Annotated in this window: 27 protein-coding genes; 18 read left to right on the top strand and 9 right to left on the bottom strand. The window is 61.7% G+C overall.

Annotation, left to right across the window (positions count from 1 at the left end; all coding sequences use genetic code 11):
• Positions 1–36 precede the first annotated feature (36 nt).
• The 4 genes from QRN61_RS24550 (at position 37) to QRN61_RS24535 (ending at position 4,428) form a co-directional block, all read left to right on the top strand.
• A complete protein-coding gene (locus QRN61_RS24550) occupies positions 37–777 on the top strand; it encodes a response regulator (protein WP_027611658.1) in 741 nt (246 codons plus the stop codon).
• The gene (locus QRN61_RS24545; protein ID WP_096796493.1) at positions 774–2,075 is read left to right on the top strand and encodes an ATP-binding protein; all 1,302 of its coding nucleotides are present in this window, start codon (positions 774–776) and stop codon (positions 2,073–2,075) included. Before QRN61_RS24550 ends, QRN61_RS24545 begins: the two co-directional genes overlap by 4 nt.
• Before the next feature lie 310 nt (positions 2,076–2,385).
• Positions 2,386–3,432 carry a class I SAM-dependent methyltransferase gene (locus QRN61_RS24540; protein ID WP_096796494.1) on the top strand — a complete coding sequence of 349 codons (1,047 nt, stop codon included), beginning with the start codon at positions 2,386–2,388 and terminating at the stop codon, positions 3,430–3,432.
• A 153-nt stretch (positions 3,433–3,585) separates the two neighbouring features.
• Positions 3,586–4,428 (top strand): NAD-dependent protein deacetylase, encoded by an 843-nt coding sequence (locus tag QRN61_RS24535; protein ID WP_285375885.1) that lies wholly within the window; start codon positions 3,586–3,588, stop codon positions 4,426–4,428.
• Positions 4,429–4,535: 107 nt separating this feature from the next.
• Here the strand turns inward: QRN61_RS24535 and QRN61_RS24530 are convergent, their stop codons facing one another.
• Positions 4,536–5,411 (bottom strand): LysR family transcriptional regulator, encoded by an 876-nt coding sequence (locus QRN61_RS24530; RefSeq protein ID WP_097088825.1) that lies wholly within the window; start codon positions 5,409–5,411, stop codon positions 4,536–4,538.
• Between the two features lie 150 nt (positions 5,412–5,561).
• Here QRN61_RS24530 and QRN61_RS24525 point away from each other — a divergent pair, with 150 nt between their 5' ends.
• Genes QRN61_RS24525 through QRN61_RS24515 form a run of 3 tightly spaced genes read left to right on the top strand, consistent with a single transcriptional unit; the run spans position 5,562 to position 8,143 of the window.
• Positions 5,562–6,260: a CoA transferase subunit A gene (locus QRN61_RS24525; protein WP_007919568.1), complete on the top strand. Its 699-nt coding sequence runs from the start codon at positions 5,562–5,564 to the stop codon at positions 6,258–6,260.
• Positions 6,261–6,284: 24 nt separating this feature from the next.
• A complete protein-coding gene (locus QRN61_RS24520) occupies positions 6,285–6,950 on the top strand; it encodes a CoA transferase subunit B (RefSeq protein WP_096796497.1) in 666 nt (221 codons plus the stop codon).
• Between the two features lie 11 nt (positions 6,951–6,961).
• A complete protein-coding gene (locus QRN61_RS24515) occupies positions 6,962–8,143 on the top strand; it encodes an acetyl-CoA C-acetyltransferase (protein ID WP_285375883.1) in 1,182 nt (393 codons plus the stop codon).
• A 195-nt stretch (positions 8,144–8,338) separates the two neighbouring features.
• Here the strand turns inward: QRN61_RS24515 and QRN61_RS24510 are convergent, their stop codons facing one another.
• Both QRN61_RS24510 and QRN61_RS24505 read right to left on the bottom strand, forming a co-directional pair.
• On the bottom strand, positions 8,339–9,658 hold the full coding sequence (locus QRN61_RS24510; protein WP_027611651.1) for an Nramp family divalent metal transporter: 1,320 nt from the start codon (positions 9,656–9,658) through the stop codon (positions 8,339–8,341).
• Positions 9,659–9,729: 71 nt separating this feature from the next.
• Positions 9,730–10,266: a chalcone isomerase family protein gene (locus QRN61_RS24505; RefSeq protein ID WP_096796498.1), complete on the bottom strand. Its 537-nt coding sequence runs from the start codon at positions 10,264–10,266 to the stop codon at positions 9,730–9,732.
• A gap of 131 nt (positions 10,267–10,397) precedes the next feature.
• Between QRN61_RS24505 and QRN61_RS24500 the strand changes: the two genes are divergently transcribed.
• Positions 10,398–11,180, top strand: a complete 783-nt coding sequence (locus QRN61_RS24500; protein WP_285375882.1) for a hypothetical protein — start codon at positions 10,398–10,400, stop codon at positions 11,178–11,180.
• Positions 11,181–11,268: 88 nt separating this feature from the next.
• Complete coding sequence (locus QRN61_RS24495; protein WP_086792572.1) at positions 11,269–11,835, top strand: DcrB/PsbP domain-containing protein; 567 nt, start codon at positions 11,269–11,271, stop codon at positions 11,833–11,835.
• A gap of 3 nt (positions 11,836–11,838) precedes the next feature.
• On the opposite strand, the gene QRN61_RS24490 is transcribed toward QRN61_RS24495, so the two are convergent.
• The 4 genes from QRN61_RS24490 to QRN61_RS24475 form a co-directional block, all read right to left on the bottom strand.
• Complete coding sequence (locus QRN61_RS24490; RefSeq protein WP_225135552.1) at positions 11,839–12,555, bottom strand: alpha/beta hydrolase; 717 nt, start codon at positions 12,553–12,555, stop codon at positions 11,839–11,841.
• A gap of 176 nt (positions 12,556–12,731) precedes the next feature.
• Positions 12,732–13,844, bottom strand: coding sequence for a M14 family metallopeptidase (locus tag QRN61_RS24485; RefSeq protein WP_115989444.1), 1,113 nt, complete (start codon positions 13,842–13,844; stop codon positions 12,732–12,734).
• Between the two features lie 140 nt (positions 13,845–13,984).
• Complete coding sequence (aotJ, locus tag QRN61_RS24480; protein WP_003226194.1) at positions 13,985–14,764, bottom strand: L-arginine-binding protein AotJ; 780 nt, start codon at positions 14,762–14,764, stop codon at positions 13,985–13,987.
• A gap of 245 nt (positions 14,765–15,009) precedes the next feature.
• Positions 15,010–15,438: a rhodanese-like domain-containing protein gene (locus QRN61_RS24475; protein WP_103367682.1), complete on the bottom strand. Its 429-nt coding sequence runs from the start codon at positions 15,436–15,438 to the stop codon at positions 15,010–15,012.
• Positions 15,439–15,540: 102 nt separating this feature from the next.
• Here QRN61_RS24475 and ftrA point away from each other — a divergent pair, with 102 nt between their 5' ends.
• The gene (gene ftrA, locus QRN61_RS24470) at positions 15,541–16,515 is read left to right on the top strand and encodes a transcriptional regulator FtrA (RefSeq protein ID WP_285375881.1); all 975 of its coding nucleotides are present in this window, start codon (positions 15,541–15,543) and stop codon (positions 16,513–16,515) included.
• 134 nt (positions 16,516–16,649) lie between these two features.
• Here the strand turns inward: ftrA and cobF are convergent, their stop codons facing one another.
• The gene (gene cobF / locus QRN61_RS24465) at positions 16,650–17,405 is read right to left on the bottom strand and encodes a precorrin-6A synthase (deacetylating) (protein ID WP_285375880.1); all 756 of its coding nucleotides are present in this window, start codon (positions 17,403–17,405) and stop codon (positions 16,650–16,652) included.
• Complete coding sequence (locus QRN61_RS24460; protein ID WP_346651438.1) at positions 17,405–17,863, bottom strand: histidine phosphatase family protein; 459 nt, start codon at positions 17,861–17,863, stop codon at positions 17,405–17,407. The genes cobF and QRN61_RS24460 overlap by 1 nt, the downstream gene beginning before the upstream one ends.
• Positions 17,864–18,309: 446 nt before the next feature.
• On the opposite strand from QRN61_RS24460, the gene QRN61_RS24455 reads away from it, so the two are divergent.
• From QRN61_RS24455 to QRN61_RS24420, 8 genes are all read left to right on the top strand, one after another.
• Entirely contained in the window at positions 18,310–19,164 is an 855-nt protein-coding gene (locus QRN61_RS24455) for a MurR/RpiR family transcriptional regulator (RefSeq protein WP_027611641.1), read from the top strand.
• A gap of 2 nt (positions 19,165–19,166) precedes the next feature.
• Positions 19,167–19,811: a cysteine hydrolase family protein gene (locus QRN61_RS24450; RefSeq protein ID WP_285375879.1), complete on the top strand. Its 645-nt coding sequence runs from the start codon at positions 19,167–19,169 to the stop codon at positions 19,809–19,811.
• Positions 19,808–21,139 carry a type I glutamate--ammonia ligase gene (locus tag QRN61_RS24445; RefSeq protein ID WP_096796505.1) on the top strand — a complete coding sequence of 444 codons (1,332 nt, stop codon included), beginning with the start codon at positions 19,808–19,810 and terminating at the stop codon, positions 21,137–21,139. The genes QRN61_RS24450 and QRN61_RS24445 overlap by 4 nt, the downstream gene beginning before the upstream one ends.
• Positions 21,123–21,875, top strand: coding sequence for an N-formylglutamate amidohydrolase (locus QRN61_RS24440; protein ID WP_096796506.1), 753 nt, complete (start codon positions 21,123–21,125; stop codon positions 21,873–21,875). The genes QRN61_RS24445 and QRN61_RS24440 overlap by 17 nt, the downstream gene beginning before the upstream one ends.
• Positions 21,876–21,961: 86 nt before the next feature.
• Complete coding sequence (locus QRN61_RS24435) at positions 21,962–23,311, top strand: APC family permease (protein WP_027611637.1); 1,350 nt, start codon at positions 21,962–21,964, stop codon at positions 23,309–23,311.
• 118 nt (positions 23,312–23,429) lie between these two features.
• Positions 23,430–24,446 (top strand): arginine N-succinyltransferase, encoded by a 1,017-nt coding sequence (locus tag QRN61_RS24430; protein WP_285375877.1) that lies wholly within the window; start codon positions 23,430–23,432, stop codon positions 24,444–24,446.
• A gap of 61 nt (positions 24,447–24,507) precedes the next feature.
• Positions 24,508–25,542 (top strand): arginine N-succinyltransferase, encoded by a 1,035-nt coding sequence (gene astA / locus QRN61_RS24425; protein ID WP_027611635.1) that lies wholly within the window; start codon positions 24,508–24,510, stop codon positions 25,540–25,542.
• A 185-nt stretch (positions 25,543–25,727) separates the two neighbouring features.
• Entirely contained in the window at positions 25,728–26,597 is an 870-nt protein-coding gene (locus QRN61_RS24420; protein WP_007968750.1) for an oxaloacetate decarboxylase, read from the top strand.
• Positions 26,598–26,672 lie beyond the last annotated feature (75 nt).

Raw genomic sequence — 26,672 nt, 5'->3', positions numbered from 1 at the left:
TGCATGGCATTGCCCTTTGATAGAGGTTCTGCACCGATGGAACATGTCGATCACATTCTCATCGTCGACGACGACCGCGAGATCCGCGAGCTGGTCGGCAATTACCTGAAGAAGAACGGACTGCGCACCACCGTGGTCGCCGATGGTCGGCAGATGCGCAGTTTTCTCGAAGCCAACACCGTCGACCTGATTGTGCTCGACATCATGATGCCCGGCGACGATGGCCTGCAGCTGTGCCGCGAATTGCGCGTGGGCAAGCACAAGGCCACGCCGGTGCTGATGCTCACGGCGCGCAACGATGAAACCGACCGCATCATCGGCCTGGAAATGGGCGCCGACGATTACCTGACCAAGCCGTTCGCCGCCCGCGAACTGCTGGCGCGGATCAACGCGGTGCTGCGGCGCACGCGCATGCTGCCGCCGAATCTGGTGGTCACCGAAAGCGGTCGCCTGCTGGCCTTCGGCCGTTGGCAACTGGACACCTCGGCCCGGCATCTGCTGGACAATGACGGCACACTGGTCGCCCTCAGTGGTGCCGAATACCGTTTGCTGCGGGTGTTCCTCGATCATCCACAACGGGTGCTCAGCCGTGATCAGTTACTCAACCTGACCCAGGGCCGCGAAGCCGATCTGTTTGATCGCTCGATTGATCTGCTGGTCAGCCGTTTGCGCCAGCGCCTGCTTGATGATGCGCGTGAGCCGGCCTACATCAAAACCGTGCGCAGCGAGGGTTATGTTTTTTCGCTACCGGTGGAAATCCTCGGGGCCTCGGCATGAGCCTCAAGCTGCATTGGCCACGCACCCTGGCTTCGCGGTTGTCGCTGATCTTTCTGATCGGGCTGATCCTGGCCCAGGCCCTGTCGTTTGGCGCGCAGTATTACGAGCGTTTCCAAAGCGCCAGAAGCACCATGCTCAGCAATATGCAAAACGACGTTTCGACGTCGGTTGCCATCCTCGACCGCCTGCCCGCGCAGGAACGCCCCGCCTGGCTGCCACGACTGGCTCGCACCAACTACGATTATCGGTTGAACGACGGCGATCCCGGCGCCCCGCTCGACGCCGAGGAGGTACCGGTGGCCGCGACCTCGATCAGCGGTGCGATCGGCGGCGCCCATCCGCTGTCCTTCAGCCGATTTTCCGCAGAGAAAAAACACTTCCAGGCCCATTTGCGCCTCAGCGACGGCAGCCCGTTGACCATCGATGTGCGTCCGGCCATGCCGCCGCTGTCGCCGTGGCTGCCGGGGGTATTGCTCGGGCAACTGGCGCTGCTGATCGCCTGCACCTGGCTGGCGGTGCGCATTGCCATACGCCCCCTCGCCCGCCTCGCCAATGCCGTGGAATCCCTCGACCCCAACGCGCACCCGGTGATGCTCGACGAACACGGCCCGACCGAAGTGGCCTACGCCGCACGGGCCTTCAACGCGATGCAGGCGCGGATCGCTGCGTATCTGAAGGAGCGCATGCAACTGCTGGCGGCGATTTCCCATGACCTGCAAACCCCGATCACCCGCATGAAATTGCGCGCAGAGTTCATGGACGACTCGGTCGAGAAAGACAAACTGTGGAACGACCTCGGCGAGATGGAGCATCTGGTGCGCGAAGGCGTGGCGTACGCTCGCAGCATCCACGGCTCGACCGAGGAAAGCCGGCGCACCGATCTCGACTCGTTCCTCGACAGCCTGGTGTTCGACTATCAGGACATGGGCCAGGACGTGCAGCTGAGCGGCAAGAGCGCGGCGGTGATCGATACCCGTCCCCAGGCCCTGCGCCGGGTGCTGGTGAACCTGACCGACAACGCACTGAAATTCGCCGGTGCCGCGCAGTTGCAGGTCGATATCGACGACGGTCTTTGCATCAAAATCCTCGATCGCGGGCCAGGCATTGCCGAAGCCGAGTTGCAACAGGTCATGCAGCCGTTCTACCGGGTGGAAAACTCGCGCAACCGCAGCACCGGCGGCACCGGCCTGGGCCTGGCCATCGCCCAGCAACTGGCCATGGCCCTCGGCGGATCACTGACCCTGAGCAACCGCGAGGGCGGAGGCCTGTGCGCGGAGTTGAAATTGCCCCTGCGCTGATCCCCACACAAATCTCCTGTGGGAGCGGGCTTGCTCGCGAAAGCGGTGTGTCAGCCCCTGATGCATCGACTGACACACCGCTTTCGCGAGCAAGTCAAATCTTCGTACCGCCGCTCCCACATTGAAATTTGCACGGGGCACAAACACTGCATCTTGCCCCAGCCCGGCTAGACTGATTCATTACCCAGTCGAGGGGGATTGCAGGACGACGTCAGCTGTGCCCTGCCCACTTCTGTGACCACCGCCCAGCGGCCCATGCCTCGACAACGTTTTGCCACCGGACGGTGATCCTGTATCAGGAGCACTCGTGATGGACGAAACACGACTCAACGCCTTCATGGGCAAACTGGTCAACGACATGGGCGGCGCCGCGATGCTGGCGAACGTCATCGTTGGCGAAGAACTCGGGCTGTACCGAGCGATGGCCGACAGTCAACCGGTCACCCCGCAAGCCCTCGCCGAAAAAACCACCTGCAACCCGCGTCTGGTACGCGAATGGCTCAGCGCGCATGTCGCGTCCGGCTATATGGAGCATCACGATGGCCAGTTTCGGTTGCCGGAAGAGCAGGCGCTGGCACTGGCCGTGGAAGACTCGCCGGTGTACGTCGCCGGCGGACTTGGTGTGGTGGCCTCGTTTTTCCACGACAAGGACAAACTGGTCAAAGCCATGCGCGGCAATGGCGCCCTGCCCTGGGGCGATCACCATCCGTGCATGTTCAGCGGCACCGAACGCTTCTTTCGCCCCGGCTACAAAGGTCACTTGATCGCTGAATGGCTGCCGGCGCTGGACGGCGTGGTCGCCAAACTCGAAAAAGGCGCCAAAGTCGCCGACATCGGCTGCGGCCACGGCGCCTCGACGGTGATCATGGCCCAGGCGTATCCCAACTCGCGCTTCGTCGGTTTCGATTATCACGCGCCGTCGATCACCGTCGCCACCCAGCGCGCCGAAGAAGGAGGGGTCAGCAGCCGGGCGAAGTTCTTCCAGAACAACGCCAAAAACTACCCCGGCGACGACTATGACCTGATCTGCTACTTCGACTGTCTGCACGACATGGGCGACCCGGTCGGCGCGGCCCGGCATGCATTCAAATCATTGAAGAAGGACGGCACGGTGCTGCTGGTCGAGCCGTTTGCCAATGATGCGCTGGACGACAACATCAACCCGGTCGGACGCCTGTTTTACGCGGCCTCGACCTTTATCTGCACGCCGAATTCGCTGTCCCAGGAAGTTGGCCTGGGGCTGGGTGCGCAGGCCGGTGAAGTGCGCTTGCGCAAGGTGTTTACCGAGGCCGGGTTCAAGCATTTCCGCCGGGCGACGCAGACGCCGTTCAATCTGATACTGGAGGCGCGCAAATAAATCACCGCTATCACCGGTGGCGACGGAGCTTGCTCCCGTCGGATTGCAAAGCAAGCCGAAAAACAGGCCTGCTGTGCAGTCCAGCGGGAGCAAGCTCTCTCGCCACACGGTTAATGCTAACCTGCGGGCATCGTCCTCCCCGGAGTGCTGACCATGCTCGACAGCCCGACCCGCGAACACCTCGACATCCTGCACCAGGCCATGGCCGATGGCGATTTCCTGGTGCTGACAGGCGCCGGTATCAGCACGCCGTCGGGCATCCCTGATTACCGCGACAGCGAAGGTGTGCGCCGTGGCCGGCAGCCGATGATGTATCAGGAATTTCTCGCCGCTCCGGAATCCCGTCGTCGCTATTGGGCACGGGCCATGCTCGGTTGGCCACGGGTGCGCCAGGCGCGGCCCAATGCGGCGCATACAGCACTGGCCGAGTTGCAGCGCCAGGGGCGAATCAGCGCCTTGATCACGCAGAACGTCGACACCCTGCACGATCAGGCTGGCAGTCAGGACGTGATCGAACTGCATGGCAGCCTGCACCGTGTGTTGTGCCTGGATTGCGGCCAGCGCAGCGCGCGTGACGACATTCAGCAGCGGATGGTCGAGCAGAATCCCTATCTGGCCGGGGTCGATGCGGTGCAGGCGCCGGACGGCGATACCCTGCTCGATCCGGCCTTCGAAGCACGTTTTCAGACGCCACAATGCCCGTATTGCGCCGGTGAACGGATGAAGCCGGACGTGGTGTTTTTCGGCGAGAACGTAGCGCAACCGACAGCGGCGCGAGCCATGGCGGCGGCAGAGAATGCTGCGGGATTGCTGGTGGTGGGTTCGTCGCTGATGGCGTATTCGGCGTTTCGTCTGTGCCGGGTGATTGCTGATCGGGGCAAGCCGTTGCTGGCGATCAATCTGGGCAAGACCCGCGCCGATGATCTGCTGGATCTGAAGATCGAGGCGTCATGCGAACAGCTGCTGCCGTTGCTGGTGCAACGCCTGACCACCTGAACCGATGATTCCCCTGTAGGAGCTAGCCTGCTCGCGAAAGCGTCCTTTCAGCCAAGACTTTCCTCGACTGATACCCCGCCTTCGCGAGCAAGCCCGCTCCCACAGGATCAATGTTCGGCTTTGAGAATATCGAACAGTGCCTGCGCCGCTGCCGACAGCTCATTGCCCGGCTCCGTGAGCACACCAATCGCCCGCTCCACTGAATCATTCAAGGTCAGGCAATGCGCGCCCAGCTCCAGCATCTGCTCGGCGCACAACGCTGGCACCGCACTGACTCCCAGCCCGCTGGCAACCATGCGCCCGACCGTTGCCAGTTGATGACTTTCGAATTCCACCGGCAGCTTCAGACCCCGGGCCTGCAAGTGTTCTTCGAGCATCACCCGCACTGTCGACGGCCGTTGCAGGGTGATGAACGGTTCCTGCAGCAAGGTCTGCCAGTCGATTTCGCCAAGCCCGGCCAGCGCTGAATCCTGTGGCACCACGGCGACAAAGCGGTCGATGTACAACGGAGTGAAGGTCAGGGAGGTGTTCTGCATCGGTTCGAACGCGACACCCAGCTCAACGTGGCGGTCGCGAACCATTTCCAGCACTTGCTCGTTGATCACGTCGTTGACCGTGACATTGACGTTCGGATAGCGCGCGCGAAAGGTCTTGAGGATCGGCGGCAGCAGGTTGCCGGCAAACGACGGCATCGCCGCCAGCGTCACCCGCCCGCGTTGCAGGCTGAAGCGCTGACGCATTTCGTCTTCGGCGTTGTCCCAGTCGGCAATCAGACGCCGGGCCAGCGGCAGCAGCGATTCGCCCTCGGCGGTCAGCGCCACATTGCGCGTGTTGCGACTGAACAACCGCCCGCCCAGCCCCTCTTCCAGCGCCTTGATGGTCAGGCTCAGGGCCGATTGCGACAAGTGCAGACGCTCGCAGGCCACGGCGAAGCTCAGGCTCTGAGCCACAGCGAGGAAAGCACGGATCTGTTTGATGGTCATGAGCGCTATGCTTCCGTATCTGCAATCAGCCAATTGTTTAACTTTATCAATCAATCAACCTTAAAAATCAACTTAACAAATATATTCTCCAGCGAGACACTCCAGTCATTCGGCTAGCCAGCCGCCCGACAAACAATAAAAGAGGTGCATATGGCAGGTTTCGACAAGCGCGTGAGTTCCTACGAGGAAGCTCTGGCCGGTCTTGAAGACGGCATGACCGTGATCGCCGGCGGCTTCGGCCTGTGCGGCATCCCGGAAAACCTGATCGCCGAGATCAAACGCAAGGGCACGCGCGACCTCACTGTGGTCTCCAACAACTGCGGCGTCGACGGTTTCGGTCTCGGTGTACTGTTGACCGACCGCCAGATCAGCAAGGTGATCGCCTCTTACGTCGGCGAAAACAAACTGTTCGAAGAGCAATTGCTCAAGGGCGACATCGAAGTCATCCTGACCCCGCAAGGCACCCTCGCCGAGAAAATGCGTGCAGGCGGCGCCGGCATCCCGGCCTTCTTCACCGCCACCGGCGTCGGCACCCCGGTCGCCGAAGGCAAGGAAGTGCGTGAATTCAAAGGGCGCAAGTACCTGATGGAAGAGTCCATCACCGGCGACTTCGCCATCGTCAAAGGCTGGAAAGCCGACCATTTCGGTAACGTCGTCTACCGTCACACCGCGCAGAACTTCAACCCGCTGGCGGCCACCGCCGGCAAGATCACCGTGGTCGAAGTCGAAGAAATCGTCGAGCCCGGCGAGCTGGATCCGTCGCAGATCCACACCCCCGGCATCTACGTCGACCGGGTCATTTGCGGCACGTTCGAAAAGCGCATCGAACAGCGCACCATCCGCAAATAATCCAGGCTGACGGAGAATAAAAACATGGCACTTACCCGCGAACAAATGGCTCAGCGCGTCGCCCGCGAAATGCAGGACGGCTACTACGTGAACCTCGGCATCGGCATTCCGACCCTGGTCGCCAACTACATTCCCGACGGCATGGAAGTCATGCTGCAATCGGAAAACGGCCTGCTCGGCATGGGCCCGTTTCCGACGGAAGACACCATCGATGCCGACATGATCAACGCCGGCAAACAGACCGTGACCGCGCGCATCGGCGCATCGATTTTCAACTCCGCCGAATCCTTCGCGATGATCCGCGGCGGGCATGTCGACCTGACCGTGCTGGGCGCGTTCGAAGTCGACGTCGAAGGCAACATCGCCTCGTGGATGATTCCCGGCAAACTGGTCAAGGGCATGGGCGGCGCGATGGATCTGGTGGCCGGTGCCGACAACATCATCGTGATCATGACCCACGCCTCCAAGGACGGTGAGTCCAAACTGTTGGCCAAGTGCAGCCTGCCGCTGACCGGCGCCGGCTGCATCAAGCGCGTGCTGACCGACCTCGCCTACCTGGAAATCGAAAATGGCGCTTTTGTCCTCAAGGAACGCGCACCTGGCGTCAGCGTCGAGGAAATCGTCGCCAAAACCGCTGGTAAACTGATCGTCCCGGATCACGTACCGGAAATGCAGTTCGCTGCCCAGTGAGGAATTCGAAAATGCAAGAAGTCGTAATTGTTGCCGCCACCCGCACCGCGATCGGCAGTTTCCAGGGTTCGCTGGCCAGCGTGTCCGCCGTGGATCTGGGCGCTGCGGTGATTCGCCAGTTGCTCGAACAGACCGGTCTGGACGGTGCGCAGGTCGATGAAGTGATCATGGGCCAGGTGCTGACGGCCGGCGCCGGCCAGAACCCGGCGCGTCAGGCGGCGATCAAGGCCGGCCTGCCCCACGCCGTGCCGGCCATGACCCTGAACAAGGTCTGCGGCTCGGGCCTGAAAGCCCTGCACCTGGGCGCGCAAGCGATCCGTTGCGGCGACGCCGAGGTGATCATCGCCGGTGGTCAGGAGAACATGAGCCTGTCCAACTACGTGATGCCGGGCGCACGCACCGGTCTGCGCATGGGTCATGCGCAAATCGTCGACACCATGATCAGCGATGGCCTGTGGGATGCGTTCAACGATTACCACATGGGCATCACTGCCGAGAATCTGGTCGATCAATATGAGATCAGCCGCGAACAGCAGGACGCCTTCGCCGCTGCCTCGCAACGCAAAGCCGCTGCGGCCATTGAAGCCGGACGCTTTGTCGATGAGATCACCCCGATCCTGATCCCGCAGCGCAAAGGTGACCCGGTGGCGTTCAAGGTTGATGAGCAACCGCGTGGCGACACCACCGCCGAATCGCTGGCGAAACTGCGTCCGGCATTCAAGAAGGACGGCAGTGTCACCGCCGGTAATGCTTCGTCGCTGAACGATGGCGCCGCTGCAGTCATCCTGATGAGCGCCGAAAAGGCCAAGGCCCTGGGCCTGCCGGTGCTGGCAAAAATCGCCGCATATGCCAATGCGGGTGTGGACCCGGCGATCATGGGCATCGGCCCGGTCTCGGCCACCCGTCGCTGCCTGGACAAGGCGGGCTGGAACATCGGCCAACTGGACCTGATCGAGGCCAACGAAGCCTTCGCTGCACAATCGCTGGCAGTGGCCAAGGATCTGCAATGGGATCTGGACAAGGTCAACGTCAACGGCGGCGCCATCGCCCTCGGTCACCCGATCGGTGCGTCGGGCTGCCGCGTGCTGGTGACGCTGCTGCACGAAATGATCAAGCGTGATGCGAAGAAAGGTCTGGCGACCCTGTGCATCGGCGGCGGTCAGGGTGTGGCGCTGGCGCTGGAACGCGCTTAACCCAAAGGAGCAATACAGGCGGCGGACGGATCCACGACATCCGCTCGCTGCCTGGTTTCATCGCTTTTGTGGCGAGGGGATTTATCCCCGATGGGATGCGCAGCAGCCCCAGTTTTTATTGCCTCGACACACATCTTTGCCAGCGCTTCGCACTGGATCGGGGATAAATCCCCTCGCCACAGGGTGCTTTGAAAATCACACCACCATCTGCAGAATCAACCAGGCATTCGCCCCACTGATCACCGCAAACAAGCCCCACGCCAGCACCCGGGTCGGCAGCCGGTTCACAAACGGCCCCATCAGTTGCTTGTCGCTGGTCATGCGAATCAGCGGGTACAGCGCAAACGGCAGCTGCAGGCTCAACACCACCTGACTCAGCACCAGCAATTTGCCCACCGCGTTATCGCCCATGAGCCACACGCCGATGAACGCCGGGATCAGTGCCAGTCCGCGAGTGATCAACCGCCGCTGCCAGCAGGGAATCCGCAGGTTCAGATAACCCTCCATGATCACCTGTCCGGCGATGGTCCCGGTGAACGTCGAGCTCTGCCCCGACGCCAGCAACGCCACGCCGAACAGCACACTGGCCAGCGCGCCACCGACCAGCGGGTCGAGCAGGTGGTAGGCGTCCTGAATGTCGACCACGTCGGTATGCCCGGACTGGTGAAACGCAGCCGCCGCCAGAATCAGGATCGCCGCGTTGACCAGCAGCGCCAGGGCCAGCGAACCGATGGTGTCGATGCGCGCCAGGTTGACCGCGTCCTGCTTGCTGGCCAGGTCCTTGCCGATCATCCGCGTCTGCACGATCGAAGTGTGCAGGTAGAGGTTATGCGGCATCACCGTCGCGCCGAGAATACCGATCGCCAGATACAGCGGTGCGGCATCGCTGATCGCCGAGAGCGACGGTTTGAAACCGGCGAACACATCCGGCCAGTAGGGTTTGATCAGCACCAGTTCAACGAAGAAACACACGCCGATGGTCGCCACCAGCACCAGCATGATCGCCTCTAGCCGACGGAAGCCACGGTTCTGCAAGGCCAGCACCAGCAGCGTGTCGAAGGCGGTCAGGGCAATGCCGAAGGTCAGCGAACAACCCAGCAATAAATGGAAGGCCAAGGCACAGCCGAGCACTTCGGCCAGATCGGTGGCGATGATCGAGATTTCCGCCAGCACCCATTGCAGGCGAGCAGTCGGGGTGCTGTAGCGCTCGCGGGACAATTGCGCCAGATCGCGACCGGTGGCGATGCCCAAACGCGAGCACAGGCACTGCACGACCATTCCCGCCAGACTTGCGAGCAACACCACGAACAGCAGGCTGTAACCAAAACGCGAACCGGCCTCGATCGCGGTCGCCCAGTTGCCCGGGTCCATGTAGCCGATCGACACCAGCAAGCCAGGCCCGGCAAAACGCAACACGCGTTTGAAGAACGAAGCGCTCGGATCCACCGCGACGCTGCCGGCCACTTCCGGCGGGCAGAACGGCGCGGTGGCTATTTTGGGTAAGCTGAATTTCACGCACACATCCAGAAACAAGTTCGAAAGACGCAGCTTAGAGGTTTCAGTCAGCGCCTTGAAGAACAAAAACTCTATCGGCTCATGCCCAACAGTTGCTCACGCAGTTCGGGATTGCGCGTACGCGGATCCAGCCAGATATCGAAAAACGCCCGGGCAAATTGCGGATCATCGATTTCATGCTGCAACTGCTGACCGACAAAAAACCGCGCGCCCTGCCCCGGCAGATACACGCCCGTAATCCGCGTGCCGGCCTGCACATCGACGAACGATTGCTGCATTTGCCCTTGCCACCTGGCCAGTTGCGCGGGACTGACGCCCGAGCCTGCCAGCCGTTTGATTTCATCGACACTGGCCTGCACCAGATCGTCACGGGAGATCTTGCGCCGATAGATCAGCTCCAGAGCGAAGGGCTGCTCGGTGGACAACGGGCGTGCCGCGCTCCACAACCGGGCGTTGTAGACGTCAAAGCCGAACACACTGAAATCACCGGTGCCGATGATTTGCGCGCCGGGCACGGCGTCCTGCCAATTGGCCCAGGTCGGCGTCAGCAACAACGCCCACAAGCCGATGCCACAGCACCCACGCAGCAACTTCGATGGTTTGCTCATCGCGGCATCGACTCCGTTAAAACCTGATCTTCAGAGCATAGCGGATATCACTCGCAGACTTTGTATACAAAAATTGTCGATCAATGCAGCAATCGGTTACCTTGGCCGTTCCATCCCCGGAGGCCTCCCGCGTGCTGATCCTCAAATTACTGCTGATCCCCGCTTTTCTGCTGCTGATTTCTCTCGCCGGCAAGCGCTGGGGACCGAGCGTGGCCGGGTGGCTGTCGGGGCTGCCGGTGGTGGTCGGGCCGATTCTGTTTTTCCTCGCCATCGAACAGGGGCCGCAGTTTGCCGCGCAATCGGCGGTGGCGGCGCTGTCAGCGATGTTCGCCATGATCGCCTTCTGCATCACCTACGCGCAGGTGGCGCAGCGGGCGAACTGGCCGTTGGCGCTGACGGCGTCACTGTCGGTGTGGGCGGTACTGGCGCTGGTGTTGTCGTTGATTCCGTCGTCACTGACGTTCTCGGTCGCTGCGGCGGCGATTGCCCTGCTCGCCGCGCCGTACCTGTTTCCCGACGTGCAGCCGGTGCTGAACGGCCCGGCGCCGAAGTCGGACAAACTGCTCTGGCGGATGATTGCCGGCGCGGCGCTGACGCTGCTGGTGACCATGCTTGCGAGTACCGTGGGCGAGCGCTGGAGCGGCTTGCTCGCGGTGTTCCCGGTGCTCGGCAGTGTGATGGCGGTATTCTCTCAGCAGACTCGTGGCCCAGCGTTTACCGCGGCATTGCTGCGGGCGACGGCGACCGGCATGTACTCGTTCTCGGCATTTTGCCTGGTGACGGCGCTGACTCTGCCGAGTCTCGGCCTCAGCGGATTCATCGCCGGTGTCGCGGTGTCGGTGGCGATGCTCGGGGTCACCCGCAAGTTGCTGGCCCGACCGACTCCCGCCAAAAGCCCACAACCTCAAGGCTGACGCAAACGCCTGACAAACCGCGCTGGAATGCCAGGCATGCTCCGTGGGATCATCGCCGCCCTGGCGCGACCATCCCTCGGAGATTCACATGTCATTGCTCAGCAAGAAAGCCGTCGTCCTGTTGCTGGCGGCGGTCGCCGGCCTCGGCGCCCTCAACGCCCAGGCAGCCAAGCCCAAGGAAAAGGCCTCGACCAACAACGTGTCGATGCTCGACGGCAAGTTCACCTTCGTCCTGCCCAAAGGCTTCACCGCCGACCCGCTGCCGGCCGGGCCAACCGGTGCCAAGGGCACGATGTACACCAATCAGGCGACCAAGACCGTGGTCATCGCCGCGGAAAACCAGATCGCCGGCGGCGCCAGCGTCAAGGACAACGACAACGAATTTCTCGATGGCAGCCTGGCGAGTTTCATTGATGATCAACGCAAGGCTCTGCCGGATTTCAATAAGCTCAGTGAAAAAAGCCTGACCCAGAAAAGCAGCGGCCTCGGGGTGCGTCAGGTCGACAGCACCGCCACTCAGGGCGGCGGCCAGACCCTCAATACCACCCTGCTCGCCGCCTCCGGCAAGCGCATGGCGCTGGTTCAGGTGATTTCCCGGGCCAGCGACAAGAGCGGTCACGATGCGCTGGTGAAAACCATCCTCAAGGACAAGTGATCCTTACGGATTGAGTTGCTGCAGCCAAGCATTCAAGTCCCGCAGCTCGGCAGAACTGATGCTGTGGCCGACACCGGGATAAGCGTGAAACTCGGGTTTGTAGGCAAGTTTTTGCAGCAGCGCATTGGCTTCGGTGCCGTCGCGGTATGGCACCCGATCATCGGCAGTGCCATGGCCGATGAAGATCTTCAGCGGCAACGGTTGTTGCTGCGCCTGGAGCTCGGTTTTCAATACCGGCAACAGCCGTCCGCTCAACGCCGCGATGCCACCGACCGCCACGGGCGGACGCAAGCCCACCTCGTACGTCATCATCGCGCCCTGGCTGAAGCCGATCAGGTACACCTTGTCCGGGCTGGCGTGATATTTCTTCGCCGCCTGGGCGACAAACTCCCGCAGTTTCTGACCGCTGGCCTTCAGATCATCGGTCTCACCGTTGTAGGCGCCTTCGCCTTTTTTGCGAAACCACTGGAAACGCCCTTCGCCCAACGCCAGCGGCGCCTGCACCGAAAGGTAGTTGTACTGCGCCGGCAGCTGAAACTTCATACCGATCAGATCGGCTTCGTTACTGCCGTAACCGTGCAGAAAAATCACCAGCGGCCGAGTGTTCGCGTCCGGGTGAACCTGTTCGATGTATTTCAGTGGCAAATCGCTTTGCAGCGTGGTTTGCGCGTGGACGGCGCTGGACGCCAGCAGGGTTAACAGGGCAAACGCCTTCAACATAGAGCCTTCCTTCGCGGAGTGTCGGGTTCGGAGGCAGCCTAACATTGTCTGAAAGGTGTGGTGTCGCGGATGCCGCCATCGCTGGCAAGCCAGCTCCCACAGTGAGCGGTGGTGCTCACAAAACCTGTGGGAGCTGGCTTGTCAGCGATGAGGCCAGCAGAAACACCGAAGATCTGTCAGTCGTTGATCAGCTTGCCCACCCGAATCGGCTCACGCCCCGCCACCTTGGCCTGCCAGATCCCCGGCTGGGTGTAGCGCCCGCGATCAATCGCAAACAGCACGCCGCTGGTGCCGGCGCGGACGGTGGTCAGCCGGTCATTCAACGGATCCACCACTTCGAACAGCGCATCCCCCTGCTCGACCCACTCCCCGGCATTGCGCAGGAAACTGACCACGCCATGGTGCGGCGCGAACAGGTATTCGGTGCCTTCGAACGGCATGCCTTCGCAGCATTCGCTCGGCGCCGCCGGCCATTCGCCGCTAATGAAACCCTGCTCGGCGAGAAAGCCGAGAATCGCTTCACAATTGGCCTGCGCCTGATCGACCCGCGTGTCGCCCATGCTGCCCAGTTCAAGGGTGGTGGCGAGGTTCGCCGGAGGAATCGCCGCACTCGGAAACGCTCGGGCCAGACGCAGCCACGGCGATGAGCACGACTCATCGAACGAACTGCCACCGGAGTCTTCGCACAACAAGGCCACGCCGGCCTTCAGTCGCGCCGCCAGCGATTGCCAGCGCGGCCAGTGTTGCGGCAATGCGTAAATGTGAATCGCCGCGTCGAAATCGCAATGCAGATCGAGGGTGATGTCGGCGTCGCAGGCATGGCGCAGCAGCAAGCGGTGCAGCGCTTCCAGTTGCGAGGCCGGAGCTGGCAACTCATCGAGCACCTGGCCCATGGTCTGGCGGATCAGCGCGATGTTGGCCTCGGCGTCGCTGCCCAGTTGCTCACCGATTCGCGCCGCCACCGGCGCACTGAGTTCAACAAACGCGCGGTTGAAATTCTTCCCGCTGCCCAACTCGAAGCGCCCCATGTGGCTGCCTTGCAGATGCTGGTCGAGGCCAATCGGGTTGGCCACCGGTACCAGCTCGATCACGCCTTGCAGACGGCCCTGCTGTTCCAGAGCATTGAGGCGTTGCTTGAGTTCCCACGCGGTGCGCATCCCCGGCAGTTCGTCGGCGTGCAGGCTGGCCTGGATGTACACCTTGCGGCTGCCCGCGCCGTAACGGAAGACGCTGAGGGAACGTTCGCTGCCCAGATGGCTCCAGGGCAGGACATGGTCGATGCGTTGCATGGGTAACTCCTGAAAATTGAATCGGCGAAAATCCCCTGTGGGAGCGGGCTTGCTCGCTCCCACAGGGGATCTTTGTCTCAGAAAGAGAGCATAAAAAAAGTGGCCACCGCGCAAACGGGACCACTTTTTTCTACAGCGTATTAATGGCCGTACACGTCAAAGTCGAAGTACTTGTCCTGGACTTTCTTGTACTCGCCATTGGCGCGGATTTCGGTGATGGCCTTGTTGAATTTCTCGGCCAGCTCGGTATCGCCCTTGCGCACCGCGATGCCCGCGCCGCCGCCGAAGTACTTGGCGTCTTCGTAGGTCGGGCCGACGAATTCGAAGCCTTTGCCGGCGTCGGTCTTCAGGAAACCGTCGCTGAGGTTGACCGAGTCGGCGAGCATCGCGTCGAGACGACCGGATTTCATGTCGAGGTTGGCTTCCTGTTGCGAGCCGTAGCGCACCACTTCAAACCCGGCGTCCTTGGCCATGTCGGTGGCATAGCGGTCGTGAGTACTGGCGCGCAGCACGCCGACTTTCTTGCCCTTGAGCTCGGTCAGCGGGTCTTTGACACCGGAGCCTTCCTTCATCACGAAGCGCGCCGGGGTGTGGTAGTACTTGATGGTGAAATCGACGTTTTTCTTGCGGTCATCCGTAATGGTCATCGAGGACAGGATTGCGTCGATCTTCTTCACTTTGAGTGCCGGGATCAGGCCGTCGAATTCCTGCTCGACCCACACGCATTTGACATCCATCTGTTTGCACAGGGCATCGCCGATATCGACGTCGAACCCGGTGAGTTTGCCATCAGCGGTTTTCATCGAGAATGGCGGGTAAGCGGCTTCGATCCCCAGACGAATCGGTTTGGCGTCTTCGGCCACTGCGGTCAGGGACAACATCGACAGTGCCAGGGCACCGAACATCACTAGCTTCTTCATTTATTACTCCTGTGTGCGGAGGCTTTTATTGGCAGCTTTCGATTGGCGTTCGGTCATGGCCATTGAGCAGCAAAAACCGACGTGGCCGGCAGTCTATGGCGGCGCGCACAGGGCAAATTGTGTTTAGGCGACAAATACTTACAGAAAATCGGCGCACGAATTGACCGGGATCAACGGTGCGCCGACATGGTGCAAAGGCTGTAGGACAAACTCCGATTCTGCTCAGGAAATGGCTGAAAAAACTGTCAGCATTCGCAGGCAATGACAACTCGGGCAGGCTGTTCGACACTCAGCGAAAAACCCTCATCCAGCCAGCCGGTCACGCCGCCAATCATCTCCTTGACCGGGTAACCCAACGCCGCCAGTTTCACCGCAGCCTTGTTGGCGCCGTTGCAGTGCGGGCCGGCGCAATAGACCACGAACAACGTGCTCGTCGAATACTCCGCCAGGCCTTCGGCGGTCAGCAAGCGGGTCGGAATGTTGATCGCGCCCGGCACGTGACCGCGCTCGAACGCCAAAGGCCCGCGCACATCGACCAGGACAAAATCGACTTCACCGGCCTCCTGGCTGCTGTACACGTCAGAACAATCGGTTTCAAACGTCAGACGGTTGCTGAAATGCATCAGGGCAATGGCCGACGGTGCGGCAGGAATTTCGCGAACCAGGCTGGTCATGTTGTGTGGCTCCTTCATCTGTTGGGGTGTGAGCAGACTTTATCGGGCCGGCACTTGGCGCTACAGTGGCGCGCAAGACACTCACCGGGAATTTTCCGCCAAATGCCTGACTCACCTGGATTGGTCGCGATTCTGGCCTACGATGGCCTCTGTACCTTCGAGTTCGGCATTGCCGTGGAGATTTTCGGCCTGCCCCGGCCGGAGTTCGATTTCCCGTGGTACGAGCACCGCATCGTCGCCGTCGATCAAGGGCCGATGCGCGCCATGGGCGGGATTCACGTATTGGCCGACGGCGGCCTGGAGCTGCTGGCGCAGGCGCGCACCATCATCATTCCCGGTTGGCGCGACCGCGAGGCCCCGGTGCCGCCGGCGCTGATTGACGCCTTGCGACAGGCCCACGCCCAGGGTGCGCGGTTGCTGTCAATTTGCTCAGGGGTGTTTGTGCTGGCCGCCAGTGGCTTGCTCGACGGCCACGGTGCGACCACCCACTGGCGCTACACCGATGAACTGGCGCGACGCTACCCGGCGATCGCGGTCAATCCGGATGTGCTTTACGTCGACTCCGGACAGTTGATCACCTCGGCGGGCAGCGCCGCCGGGATCGATGCCTGCCTGCATCTGCTGGCACGGGACTTCGGCACCCAGGTCGCCAATTCAGTGGCCCGGCGTCTGGTGATGTCGCCGCAACGCACTGGCGGTCAGGCACAGTTCATCCCGACGCCGGTCAGCGCGACGCCGCGCAACGACTTGTCGCGGGTGATGCAGTGGGCCCGCGAGCGCTTGCACCAACCGCTGGAAGTGCGCGATCTGGCCAGCGAAGCGGCGATGAGCGAGCGCACCTTTCTGCGCCGTTTCACCGAGGCCAGCGGGCAATCGCCCAAAGCGTGGCTGCAACACGAGCGACTGGCTCGGGCGCGGGAGTTACTGGAGAGCAGCGTGTACAACACCGAGCAGATCGCCCAGCGCTGCGGTTATCGCTCGGTGGAAAGTTTTCGCGTGGCGTTTCGCAGCGTGGTCGGGGTGCCGCCGTCGGTGTATCGGGAGCGGTTTGGGCGTGGGGTCAAGGCCATTTCCTGAGGTGAATTTCCGGACGCCATCGCTGGCAAGCCAGCTCCCACAGGTTTTGCGTCGTACACACCACCTTATTTCAACTCAGAAACCTGTGGGAGCCGGGCTTGCCCGCGATGAGGCCTGCACCGACAGCCTACAAATCAAGGCTTGCGCAACAGATAGGTATCCATGATCCACCCATGCTCGGCCCGCGCCGCTTTGCGCGTGCGCTCGATCTCGTCTGCCACATCTTTGAGCTTGCCGCTGATCAGAATCTCATCCGGCGTGCCCAGGTAGGCGCCCCAGTAAATCTCTGTCTGCTGATCCGCCACATGGTGGTAGGAATTTTCCGCATCGAGCATCACCACCAGGCTATCCGTGTCACTCACCTGCCCCGCCGCCAGACGCCGGCCAGTGGTGATTTCGATTGACCGGCCAATGCTGTTCAACGGCACCTTATGCTGCGCCGCCAACGCCTGAACGCTGGTTATCCCGGGGATCACTTCAAACTCGAAAGCACAGCGACCTGACACCAGAATCGCCTGCAGGATACGAATCGTGCTGTCGTACAACGCCGGGTCGCCCCACACGAGGAATCCGCCGCACTGCTCGTCAGCCAATTCTTCATTGATCAGTTGTTCGAAGGTTTCTTGCTTGGCGCGATTCAGATCATCGACCGCGCGGGTGTAGTCCACTTCGCCGCGCTCGCGCTCCGGGCTGTGGGCTTCGACGAAGCGATACCCAGGGTCGGTGATGTAGCGCGCACAGATGTCGCGCCGCAGATCGATCAGTTTGTCCTTGCTCGGGCCTTTGTCCATCAGAAAGAACACGTCGACCTGATTCAGCGCCTTTACCGCCTGCATGGTGATGTAGTCGGGATTTCCGGCGCCGATGCCAATCACTAGCAGTCGTTTCATCACAGTGCTCCCGCAAGATCGATACTCGCCAAGCGTAGCCGCCAGATGCCGTTGAACCGCAGTTCAACCATGGACAACGGTTCAACATCAATGGCGTTGAACGCCGCGCCCTGTAACACCTGCATCAGTGCCGCACGCACCACAAACGGATGGGTGACGGCGACGATGTGCCCCGATACGCCTTGCAGACTGGTCAGCCATGCCGCCACGCGTTCGCTCAACTGCATTACCGACTCGCCACCATGCGGTGCCGCCTGCGGATCATTGATCCACGCCTGCAAGGCCTCGGCCTCGCGCACTTGCAGATCCTTGATCGCTTGCCCGTGCCAGCGCCCCAAATCGCAATCGCGCAGCGCTTCGTCCACTTGCGGCGCCGCACCGAACCACTCGGCAGTCTGGCGCGTACGCAATTCCGGCCCGCACAACAAACGACTGGCGCTGGCGAACTTCGCGGCCAACGCGCCGATCGCGAATGGCGAATTTTCAACAGGCTCGTTCGTAGGAAAGCGCGACAATTTCTGTGCGACGGTTCGCGCGTGGCAAATCAAAGTCAAACGGGTGGACTGCACAGGATTTCACTCGATGAACATCAGCTGAATCGGCGGTAAATCGCCGGTCTTGTGGCAATTGTGCCGTAACCCGGTCGCTTCAGGGGATCTCGTGAACCTCCAGCCCAGTACTCTGAAGTAGAAAAAGCGGCAATGTCTGACACGCTTGGAGGCAATGGACTACAAGAGGCACAGACTCAGGTGTAGCCCTTGTTACTCAGGGTTGTGAGCTTATTTAAACGTCGAATCGCCAACGCTAAAAATTCACTAGACATGTAACCTGAGTTACATAAATACTGTTTTAACGGATTGTGAAACGAATTCAACACCCCCCCCTTCATCCAGCAGGAGCCCGGATGCCCCCTCTCAGAGACTTGATCACCGACCCCGGCCTGGAACTGACGCCGTCGGAGCGCAAAGTGATTCGCGCCCTGCTCGACCAGTATCCACGCAACGGCCTGGGTCCGATGGCGCGTCTGGCCGAACACGCCGGCGTCAGCGATCCGACCATCGTGCGGCTGGTGAAGAAGCTCGGATTTGGCGGTTATGCCGAGTTTCAGGACGCCCTGCTCAGCGACATGGACCACCGCCTGCGTTCGCCGCGCACCCTGTTGCAGCCACGCTCGCACCTCAATAAAGACGATGCCTGGGGCCATTATCTGGCTGACAGCCAACGCCTGCTGGTGGAAACCCAGGTTCTGACGCAACCCGAAGACGTGCGCATTCTGCTCGACTGGCTGCTCGATACCCGGCACCAGATCTACTGCTTCGGCGGGCGCTTCAGCAGCCTGATGGCCAACTACCTGCTCAACCACTTGCGCCTGCTGCGACCCGGCTGCTTTGCGCTGGAAGACAACGCGCAACTGCCCGACCGCCTGTTCGATCTGCAACGCCAGGACGTGGTGCTGCTGTTCGACTACCGCCGCTACCAGTCCCAGGCCCTGCGGGTGGCCTCGGCGGCGAAGAACAACAACGCGCGGGTGGTGCTGTTCACCGACATCTATGCCTCGCCACTGCGTGAACTGGCTGACCTGATCATCAGTGCTCCGGTGGAATCGGCCTCGCCGTTCGACACCATGGTGCCGGCGCTGGCCCAGGTCGAGGCGCTGATTGCCTGCCTGACCCTGCGCAGCCCCGATCTGGCCGATCGCCTGGAAGGCATCGACGCCCTGCGCAACGACTTCAACACCCACCTGCTGGAGGATAAATAAGGATGTTCAGTCTTCCCCACCGCTCGCCGCGGGATTTGCCGTTCGTCACCGGTCACACCGCTCTGTTGCTGGTGGACATGCAGCGTGCCTGGCTCGAACCGCAGTTCGACCCGCACCTGAACGGCCCGGATGCCGAGTATTTCCTGACCCGCGCGCACATGCAGGTGGTGCCCAACCAGCGCCGCTTGCTCAGTGCCTTTCGCGAAGCGCGGCAGAATGTGCTGCACACGATTATCGAAAGCTTGACCGTCGACGGTCGCGACCGCTCGCTGGATCACAAACTGTCGGACATGCACTTGCCCAAGGGCAGCACCCAGGCGCGGATCATCGACGACCTGACCCCGGTGGAAAACGAAATCGTGTTGCCGAAAACCTCGTCCGGGGTGTTCAACTCGACCAACATCGATTACGTCCTGCGTAACCTCGAAACCCGCCACCTGATCATTGCCGGCATCGTCACCGACCAGTGCGTCGACATGGCCGTGCGCGATGCCGCCGACCGTGGCTATCTGGTGACGCTGGTCGAAGACGCCTGCGCCACCTACACCCCGGCGCGGCATGACGCCTGCCTGAACGCGATCAAGGGTTACTGCTGGATCACTGACACACAAACCGTGCTCGGCCGCTTGCAGGAGATGCGTCCATGAGTGAGCGCCTGACGCCGTTGCCGATGACCACCATCGTCACCACCGACCTGATCGGCATCACCCGTGGCCGCTCGTTTCCCACCGATCAGCTGGAACATTATCAAGCGGCCGGGTGCGGCTGGGTGCCAGCCAACAGCGCACTGACGCCTCAGGACATCATCGCCTCGACCAACCCATGGGGCGCTTATGGTGATTTGCGGTTGATTCCCGATCTGGCCAGTCGCGTGACGGTCGGTAATGGCCCGGACGCCGCAGCACCGGCGCTGGACTTCATCCATGGCGACATCCGCGAGACCGATGGCCGGCCGTGGAGCGCTTGCCCGCGCACGTTGTTGCGCGATGAAATCGAGCGCTATCGCGACGACCTCGGTTTGCAGGTCAACGCGGCGTTCGAACACGAATTCAACCTGCATGCCGGTTTTGCCGAGCATCTGGCGTTTTCCCTTGAAGCCCAGCGGCAGGGGGCCGAGTTCGGCGGCTGGCTGCTCAGCGCGCTGCGCGCGGGTGGCGTTGAGCCGGAAATGTTCCTGCCCGAATACGGCAAGCACCAATACGAAATCACCTGCCGGCCGACCCTCGGCGTGGCGGCGGCGGATCGTGCGGTCAACGTGCGCGAGATCACCCGCGAAATCGCCCGACAAATGGGCGTCGACGTCAGTTTCGCGCCGAAAACCAAGGCTGACGCGGTGTGCAACGGCGTGCACCTGCACATCAGCCTGCTCGACCTGCAAGGTCTGCCACTGCTCTACGACGCCGGCACCAGCAACGGTCTGTCGACCCTCGGCCAGCATTGGGCCGCAGGGATCCTGCATTACCTGCCGGCGCTGTGTGCGTTCACCGCGCCGACACCGGTGTCGTACGAGCGTTTGCAGCCACACCACTGGAGCGCGTCCTATGCGTGTCTGGGGCAGCAGAACCGTGAAGCGGCGCTGCGCATTTGTCCGACCGTGAGCCTGGGCGGCAAATCCGTGGCGGCGCAGTACAACCTGGAATTCCGCGCCATGGACGCCACCGCCTCGCCGCATCTGGCAATGGCCGCGCTGCTGATTGCCGGCCGGCTGGGCATCGAACAGCGTCTGGCGCTGAACGCGATCACCGATGAAATTCCCGATTCACTCAACGACGAGCAACGCAAGGCCCGGGGCATTGTGGCCCTGCCCGCCTCGCTGGCCCAGGCGCTGGATTGCCTGCGTGACAGTGCAGCCTTCAATCAATGGCTGCCCAAGCCGTTGCTCGACACGTACCACGCCCTTAAAACCGAGGAACTGGCGCTGACGGAACAGCTCTCGCCCGCTGACCTGTGTGAGCACTATGCACGCCTGTACTGAATCCGCCGAGCTGGGGTTGTACACCCGCCCGGTCTACAACCTGAGCCGCGAAGATTCATCGCATCCGTTGATCCTCGTGTGCGAGCACGCCAGCCGCTACATCCCCGAGGCCCTGAACAATCTGGGCCTGGACGATGCAGCCGCGCGCGAGCACATCGCCTGGGACATCGGCGCATTGCAACTGGCCGAAAAGCTCTCGGAGACACTCGGCGCGACACTGTTGAGCGCCAACTATTCACGGCTGCTGATCGACCTCAATCGGCCCCGGCATGCCCCCGACAGCATTCCGGGGCAGAGCGAGATTTATCAGGTGCCCGGTAACCGCGAGCTGGACGAAGCCACGCGCGAATACCGGCGCCAGACCCTGTTCAAACCGTTTCACGCCCGGCTTCAGACCCTGATCGACCAGCGCGTTGCACAAGGCCAAGCAGTACGGGTAGTGGGGATTCACAGTTTTACCCCGGTGTATTACGGCCAGCCGCGCTCACTGGAAGTCGGCGTGCTGTTCGGTCAGGCCGGCGCCTATGCGCAACGGGTGATCGATGGCCTCGGCCAGCACCCGCTGAACGTCGCGGGCAACCAGCCGTACCGGGTTGATCCGCTGGGCGACATGACCGTGCCGGTGCATGGCGATGCCCGGGGGCTGGAATCGGTGTTGATCGAAGTGCGCAACGATCTGCTGCGCAGCCCCGAAGCGGTATCGTTGTGGGCCGAGCGCCTGGCGCCGCTGCTGTAAAGAATGCTGCAAGACTGCTGACGCTGTAACGATGGATCGACATAACAACTAAAAACGCTGGATAGGCTGACAAGGAGTTGCGCTTCATGGAAATAGAAGAGTTCGGCTACAAACAGGAGTTGAAACGTAGCCTGACACTGACCGACCTGGTGGTGTACGGGATGATCTTCATGATCCCCATCGCCCCCTTCGGCGTGTATGGCTACGTGAATGCCGAGGCGCCCGGGATGGTGCCGCTGGCCTACATCATCGGCATGGTCGCGATGCTGTTCACCGCGCTGAGCTACGGCAGCATGGCCAAGGCGTTTCCGGTCGCCGGTTCGGTGTATTCCTACGCGCAACGCGGCCTCAATCAACACGTCGGCTTCATCGCCGGCTGGCTGATGCTGCTCGACTACCTGCTGATTCCACCGCTGCTGTACGTCTACGCGGCGATGGCCCTGAACCATCTGTACCCGGACATTCCGAAGGTCGGCTTCATTCTGGCGTTTCTGGTCAGTGCAACCTTCGTCAACCTGCGCGGCATCACCTTTACCGCACGGATGAACATCATCTTCCTGCTGGCACAGCTGGTGGTGCTGGGGATTTTCCTGTTCTACGCCTGGAACGCCCTGCACAATGGCGGCGGCAACGGCGAGCTGACCCTGGCGCCGCTGTATCACCCGGAAACGTTCAATTTCGCCCTGCTGATGCAAGCGGTGTCGATTGCCGTGCTGTCGTTCCTTGGCTTCGATGCGATCTCGACCCTCGCCGAAGAAATCAAAGGCGATCCGGGCCGCAGCGTCGGCCGCGCAGCGTTGATCACGCTGGTGGTGATGGGCGTGATTTTCGTCGTACAGACCTGGATCGCCACCGATCTGGCCGCCGGCATGGGCTTCAAGTCCGCCGACACCGCGTTCTATGAAATCGCCGAAATCGCCGCTGGCAGCTGGCTGGCCACCCTGACCGGTGTCGCCACGGCGCTGGCCTGGGGCGTCGCGGTGGCGATCACCTCGCAAGCGGCAGTGTCGCGCCTGCTGTTCGGCATGGCCCGCGATGGCAAGTTGCCAAAAGTCCTGGCCAAGGTGCACCCGAAGCACAACACCCCGTACCTGAGCATTTATCTGGTGGCAGTGCTGTCGCTGGTGATTTGCTACCTGTTCATCAATTCGGTCGACACCCTGACTTCGCTGGTCAACTTCGGTGCCCTCAGCGGTTTCATGCTGCTGCACCTGACAGTGATCAACTACTACTGGCGTCGGCAGAAGTCCGGTCAGGTCGTACGCCATCTGATCTGTCCGGTGATCGGCTTCATCATCGTCGCCGCCATCATGTACAACATGGGCGTCGATGCGCAGAAACTCGGCCTGATCTGGATTGCGCTGGGTCTGGTGTACCTGTTCTTCCTGAACAAGCTCGGCGCCAGCACAGCGCTGCCTGACCCGAGCAATGGCTGACAAGAAAAAGAGCGGCGTCTGACATCAAATCAGGCGACCGCCGCTTTAAAGCGTGGCAACCGACAGTGATAGTCAGGTTCGGTGGGATCACCGGACCCTTTGATACAGGAGTGCATCCATGCTGGTCTTACGCCCAGTCGAGACAACCGACCTGCCGCAATTGCAGCAGCTGGCCCGCGACAGCCTGGTCGGCGTCACGTCGCTGCCTGACGACGTCGAACGCCTGCGCGAAAAAATCGCCGGCTCCTGTGCCTCGTTCGACAACGACATTCAGGCGCAAGGCCCGGAGAACTACTTCTTCGTGCTGGAAGACCTCGACACTCAACGGCTGGTCGGTTGCTCGGAGATCCTCGCCACGGCCGGTTTCAACGAACCGTTCTACAGCTTGCGCAATCGCCACTTCACCAGTGCTTCGCGGGAACTGAACATCGAGCACGGGGTGCCGGCGTTGTCACTGTGTCACGACCTCAGTGGACACACGCTATTGCGCGGGTTTCACATCGACAACGCACTGGTGCGCAGCGCCTTTTCCGAATTGCTGTCGCGGGCACGGCTGCTGTTCATCGCCGCTCACGCACAACGTTTCGCCGATGCGGTGATCACCGAGATCGTCGGCTATAGCGATGAGAACGGTCATTCGCCGTTCTGGGACGCACTGGGCAAGCACTTCTTCGACCTGCCCTACGTCGAGGCCGAGCGCCTGTGCGGTCTGCAAAGCCGCACGTTTCTCGCCGAACTGATGCCGCAATACCCGATTTACGTACCGATGCTGCCTCCGGCAGCACAGGAGTGCATCGGCCGGATTCACCCGGACGGTCAGGAAGCCTTCGACATCCTCGAACGCGAAGGCTTTGAAACCAACAGCTACATCGATCTGTTCGACGCCGGTCCGACCCTGTATGCGCGCACCGCGAACATCCGATCGATCGCCCGTAGCCAGACCGCCAGCGTGCGCGAGCAGGCGCAGATCGACGCCCGTGGCCGTTACCTGTTGAGCAACGACGCGCTGCACGGTTTCCGGGCCATCGTCGCCGAATTGGATTACCAGCCCGATCAACCGCTGTCGCTGACGCCGGCCCTGTGCGCGGCGCTGAAGGTCACCGATGGCTGCACGATCAGGCTGACCGCCCTGTGAACCGCGCCCGGTTGCATACCCAACGACAGTGCCCGAACCGGCGCGTACAAGGAGTTACCGCATGATCGTCCGTCCGGTCAAAGTCAGCGACCTGCCAGCACTGATGACTCTGGTGCAACAGGCCGGCCCGGGGTTCACCACCCTCCCGGCCAATGAGGATCGCCTCGCCCACCGGGTGCGTTGGGCCCAGCGCGCGTTTTCCGGACAAGTGGAACGGGCCGACGCCGATTATCTGTTCGTGCTTGAAGATGACGACCTGCGGGTGGTCGGCGTCAGCGCCCTGACCGGCGCGGTAGGCCTGCGCGAGCCTTGGTACAACTACCGAGTCGGCCTGACCGTGAGTTCGGCACCGGATCTGGGCATTTCGCGGCAGATCCCCACACTGTTTCTCAATAACGAGCTGACCGGCCAGTCGGAACTGTGTTCTCTGTTCCTTCAGCATGAGCAACGCCATGGCAACAATGGCCGGCTGCTGTCGCTCGGGCGGCTCCTGTTCGTAGCCGAGTTTCCGCAACTGTTTGGCGAGAAGATGATCGCCGAACTGCGCGGCAGTGCCGATGAACTCGGCTGCTCGCCGTTCTGGGACAGTCTGGGCCGGCATTTCTTCCAGATGGACTTCAGCCATGCTGACCACTTATCGGGTCTGGGCAACAAGTCGTTCATCGCCGAACTGATGCCGCGCCAGCCGTTGTACACCTGCATGCTCACCGAACAGGCACAGGCGGCCATCGGCCAGGCGCATCCCAATACCGAGCCCGCGCTGAAGATCCTGCGCGAAGAAGGATTTGTGCATAAGGGCTACATCGACATCTTCGACGGTGGCCCGGTGATCGAAGCACCGATCGGCAACATTCGTACCGTGCGCGACAGCCTGGCGCTGACCCTGAGTCTCGGCACGCCGGACGATCAGGCACCGTTGTGGCTGATCCACAACCGGCGCCTGGAGAACTGCCGCATCACCGTGGCCCCCGGTCGTCTGGTCGGCAATACCCTGGTGGTCGATCGCCTCACCGCCAAGCGCCTGCAACTGCAACCGGGCAATTCGGTGCGCGCCGTGCTGCTGCCCAGGCAACAGCAACAGGCGGTAGCGGCCTGATCTGCGGTTTAGCCAGTGAAAATCCGCTGACTGCCGATGAAACCTTTCAGCCGCTGGATCCTTCATCAACGCCTCACTCGCAAATTCGTCATGAACCTTGACCCATTCGCGTGATAGCCTTTTCATTCTTCGGCGTTGACACCTTTGCTCAAGCCGTTCCATTCCTTTGTATTGGTGGAACTCGTATGACCAGGCTTTCCCATCAAGATTTGCGCCGTAACTTCCGTCAATTGCTGGCTTCCGACACCTGCTACCACACCGCCTCGGTGTTCGACCCGATGTCCGCGCGCATTGCCGCAGACCTGGGTTTTGAAGTGGGGATCCTCGGCGGCTCCGTGGCCTCGCTGCAGGTGCTGGGCGCCCCCGACTTTGCCCTGATCACCCTCAGCGAATTCGCCGAACAGGCCACCCGCATCGGCCGCGTTGCCCAGTTGCCAGTGATCGCCGACGCCGACCACGGTTACGGCAACGCCCTCAACGTGATGCGCACCATCGTCGAACTGGAACGCGCCGGCGTCGCCGCCCTGACCATCGAAGACACCCTGCTGCCGGCGCAATTCGGCCGTAAGTCCACCGACCTGATCTCGGTCGCCGAAGGCGTCGGCAAGATCCGCGCGGCGCTGGAAGCCCGGGTCGATTCGGAAATGGCAATCATCGCCCGCACCAATGCCGGGATTCTGCCGAATCAGGAAATCATCAGCCGCACCAAGCAGTATCAGGCCGCCGGTGCCGACGGCATCTGCATGGTCGGGGTGCAGGACTTCGATCAGCTCGAGCAAATCGCCGAACACCTGACGGTCCCGCTGATGCTGGTGACCTACGGCAACCCGGCGCTGCGCGACGACAAGCGCCTGGCCGAACTCGGGGTGCGCGTGACCATCGACGGCCACGGCGCCTACTTCGCCGCGATCAAGGCGACCTACGACAGCCTGCGCGAACAACGCCAGATCTTCACCCAGGCCTCGGACCTGAGCGCCACCGAGCTGACGCACACCTACACCCAGCCTGAGGATTACATTCTGTGGGCGAAGGAATACATGAGCGTCAAGGAATAAGCTGCGGTCAGGACTGGCCTCTTCGCGAGCAAGCTCGCTCCCACAGTGGATCTTCAGTGAACACAGCATTGGTGT

Origin of the sequence: Pseudomonas sp. lyk4-TYG-107, from assembly GCF_030209055.1 — a bacterium.
GTDB classification, from domain to species: Bacteria; Pseudomonadota; Gammaproteobacteria; order Pseudomonadales; family Pseudomonadaceae; genus Aquipseudomonas; species Aquipseudomonas putida_A.
Note: the sequence above shows the minus strand (reverse complement) of the source record. Positions and strands in the feature narration are given on the sequence as shown.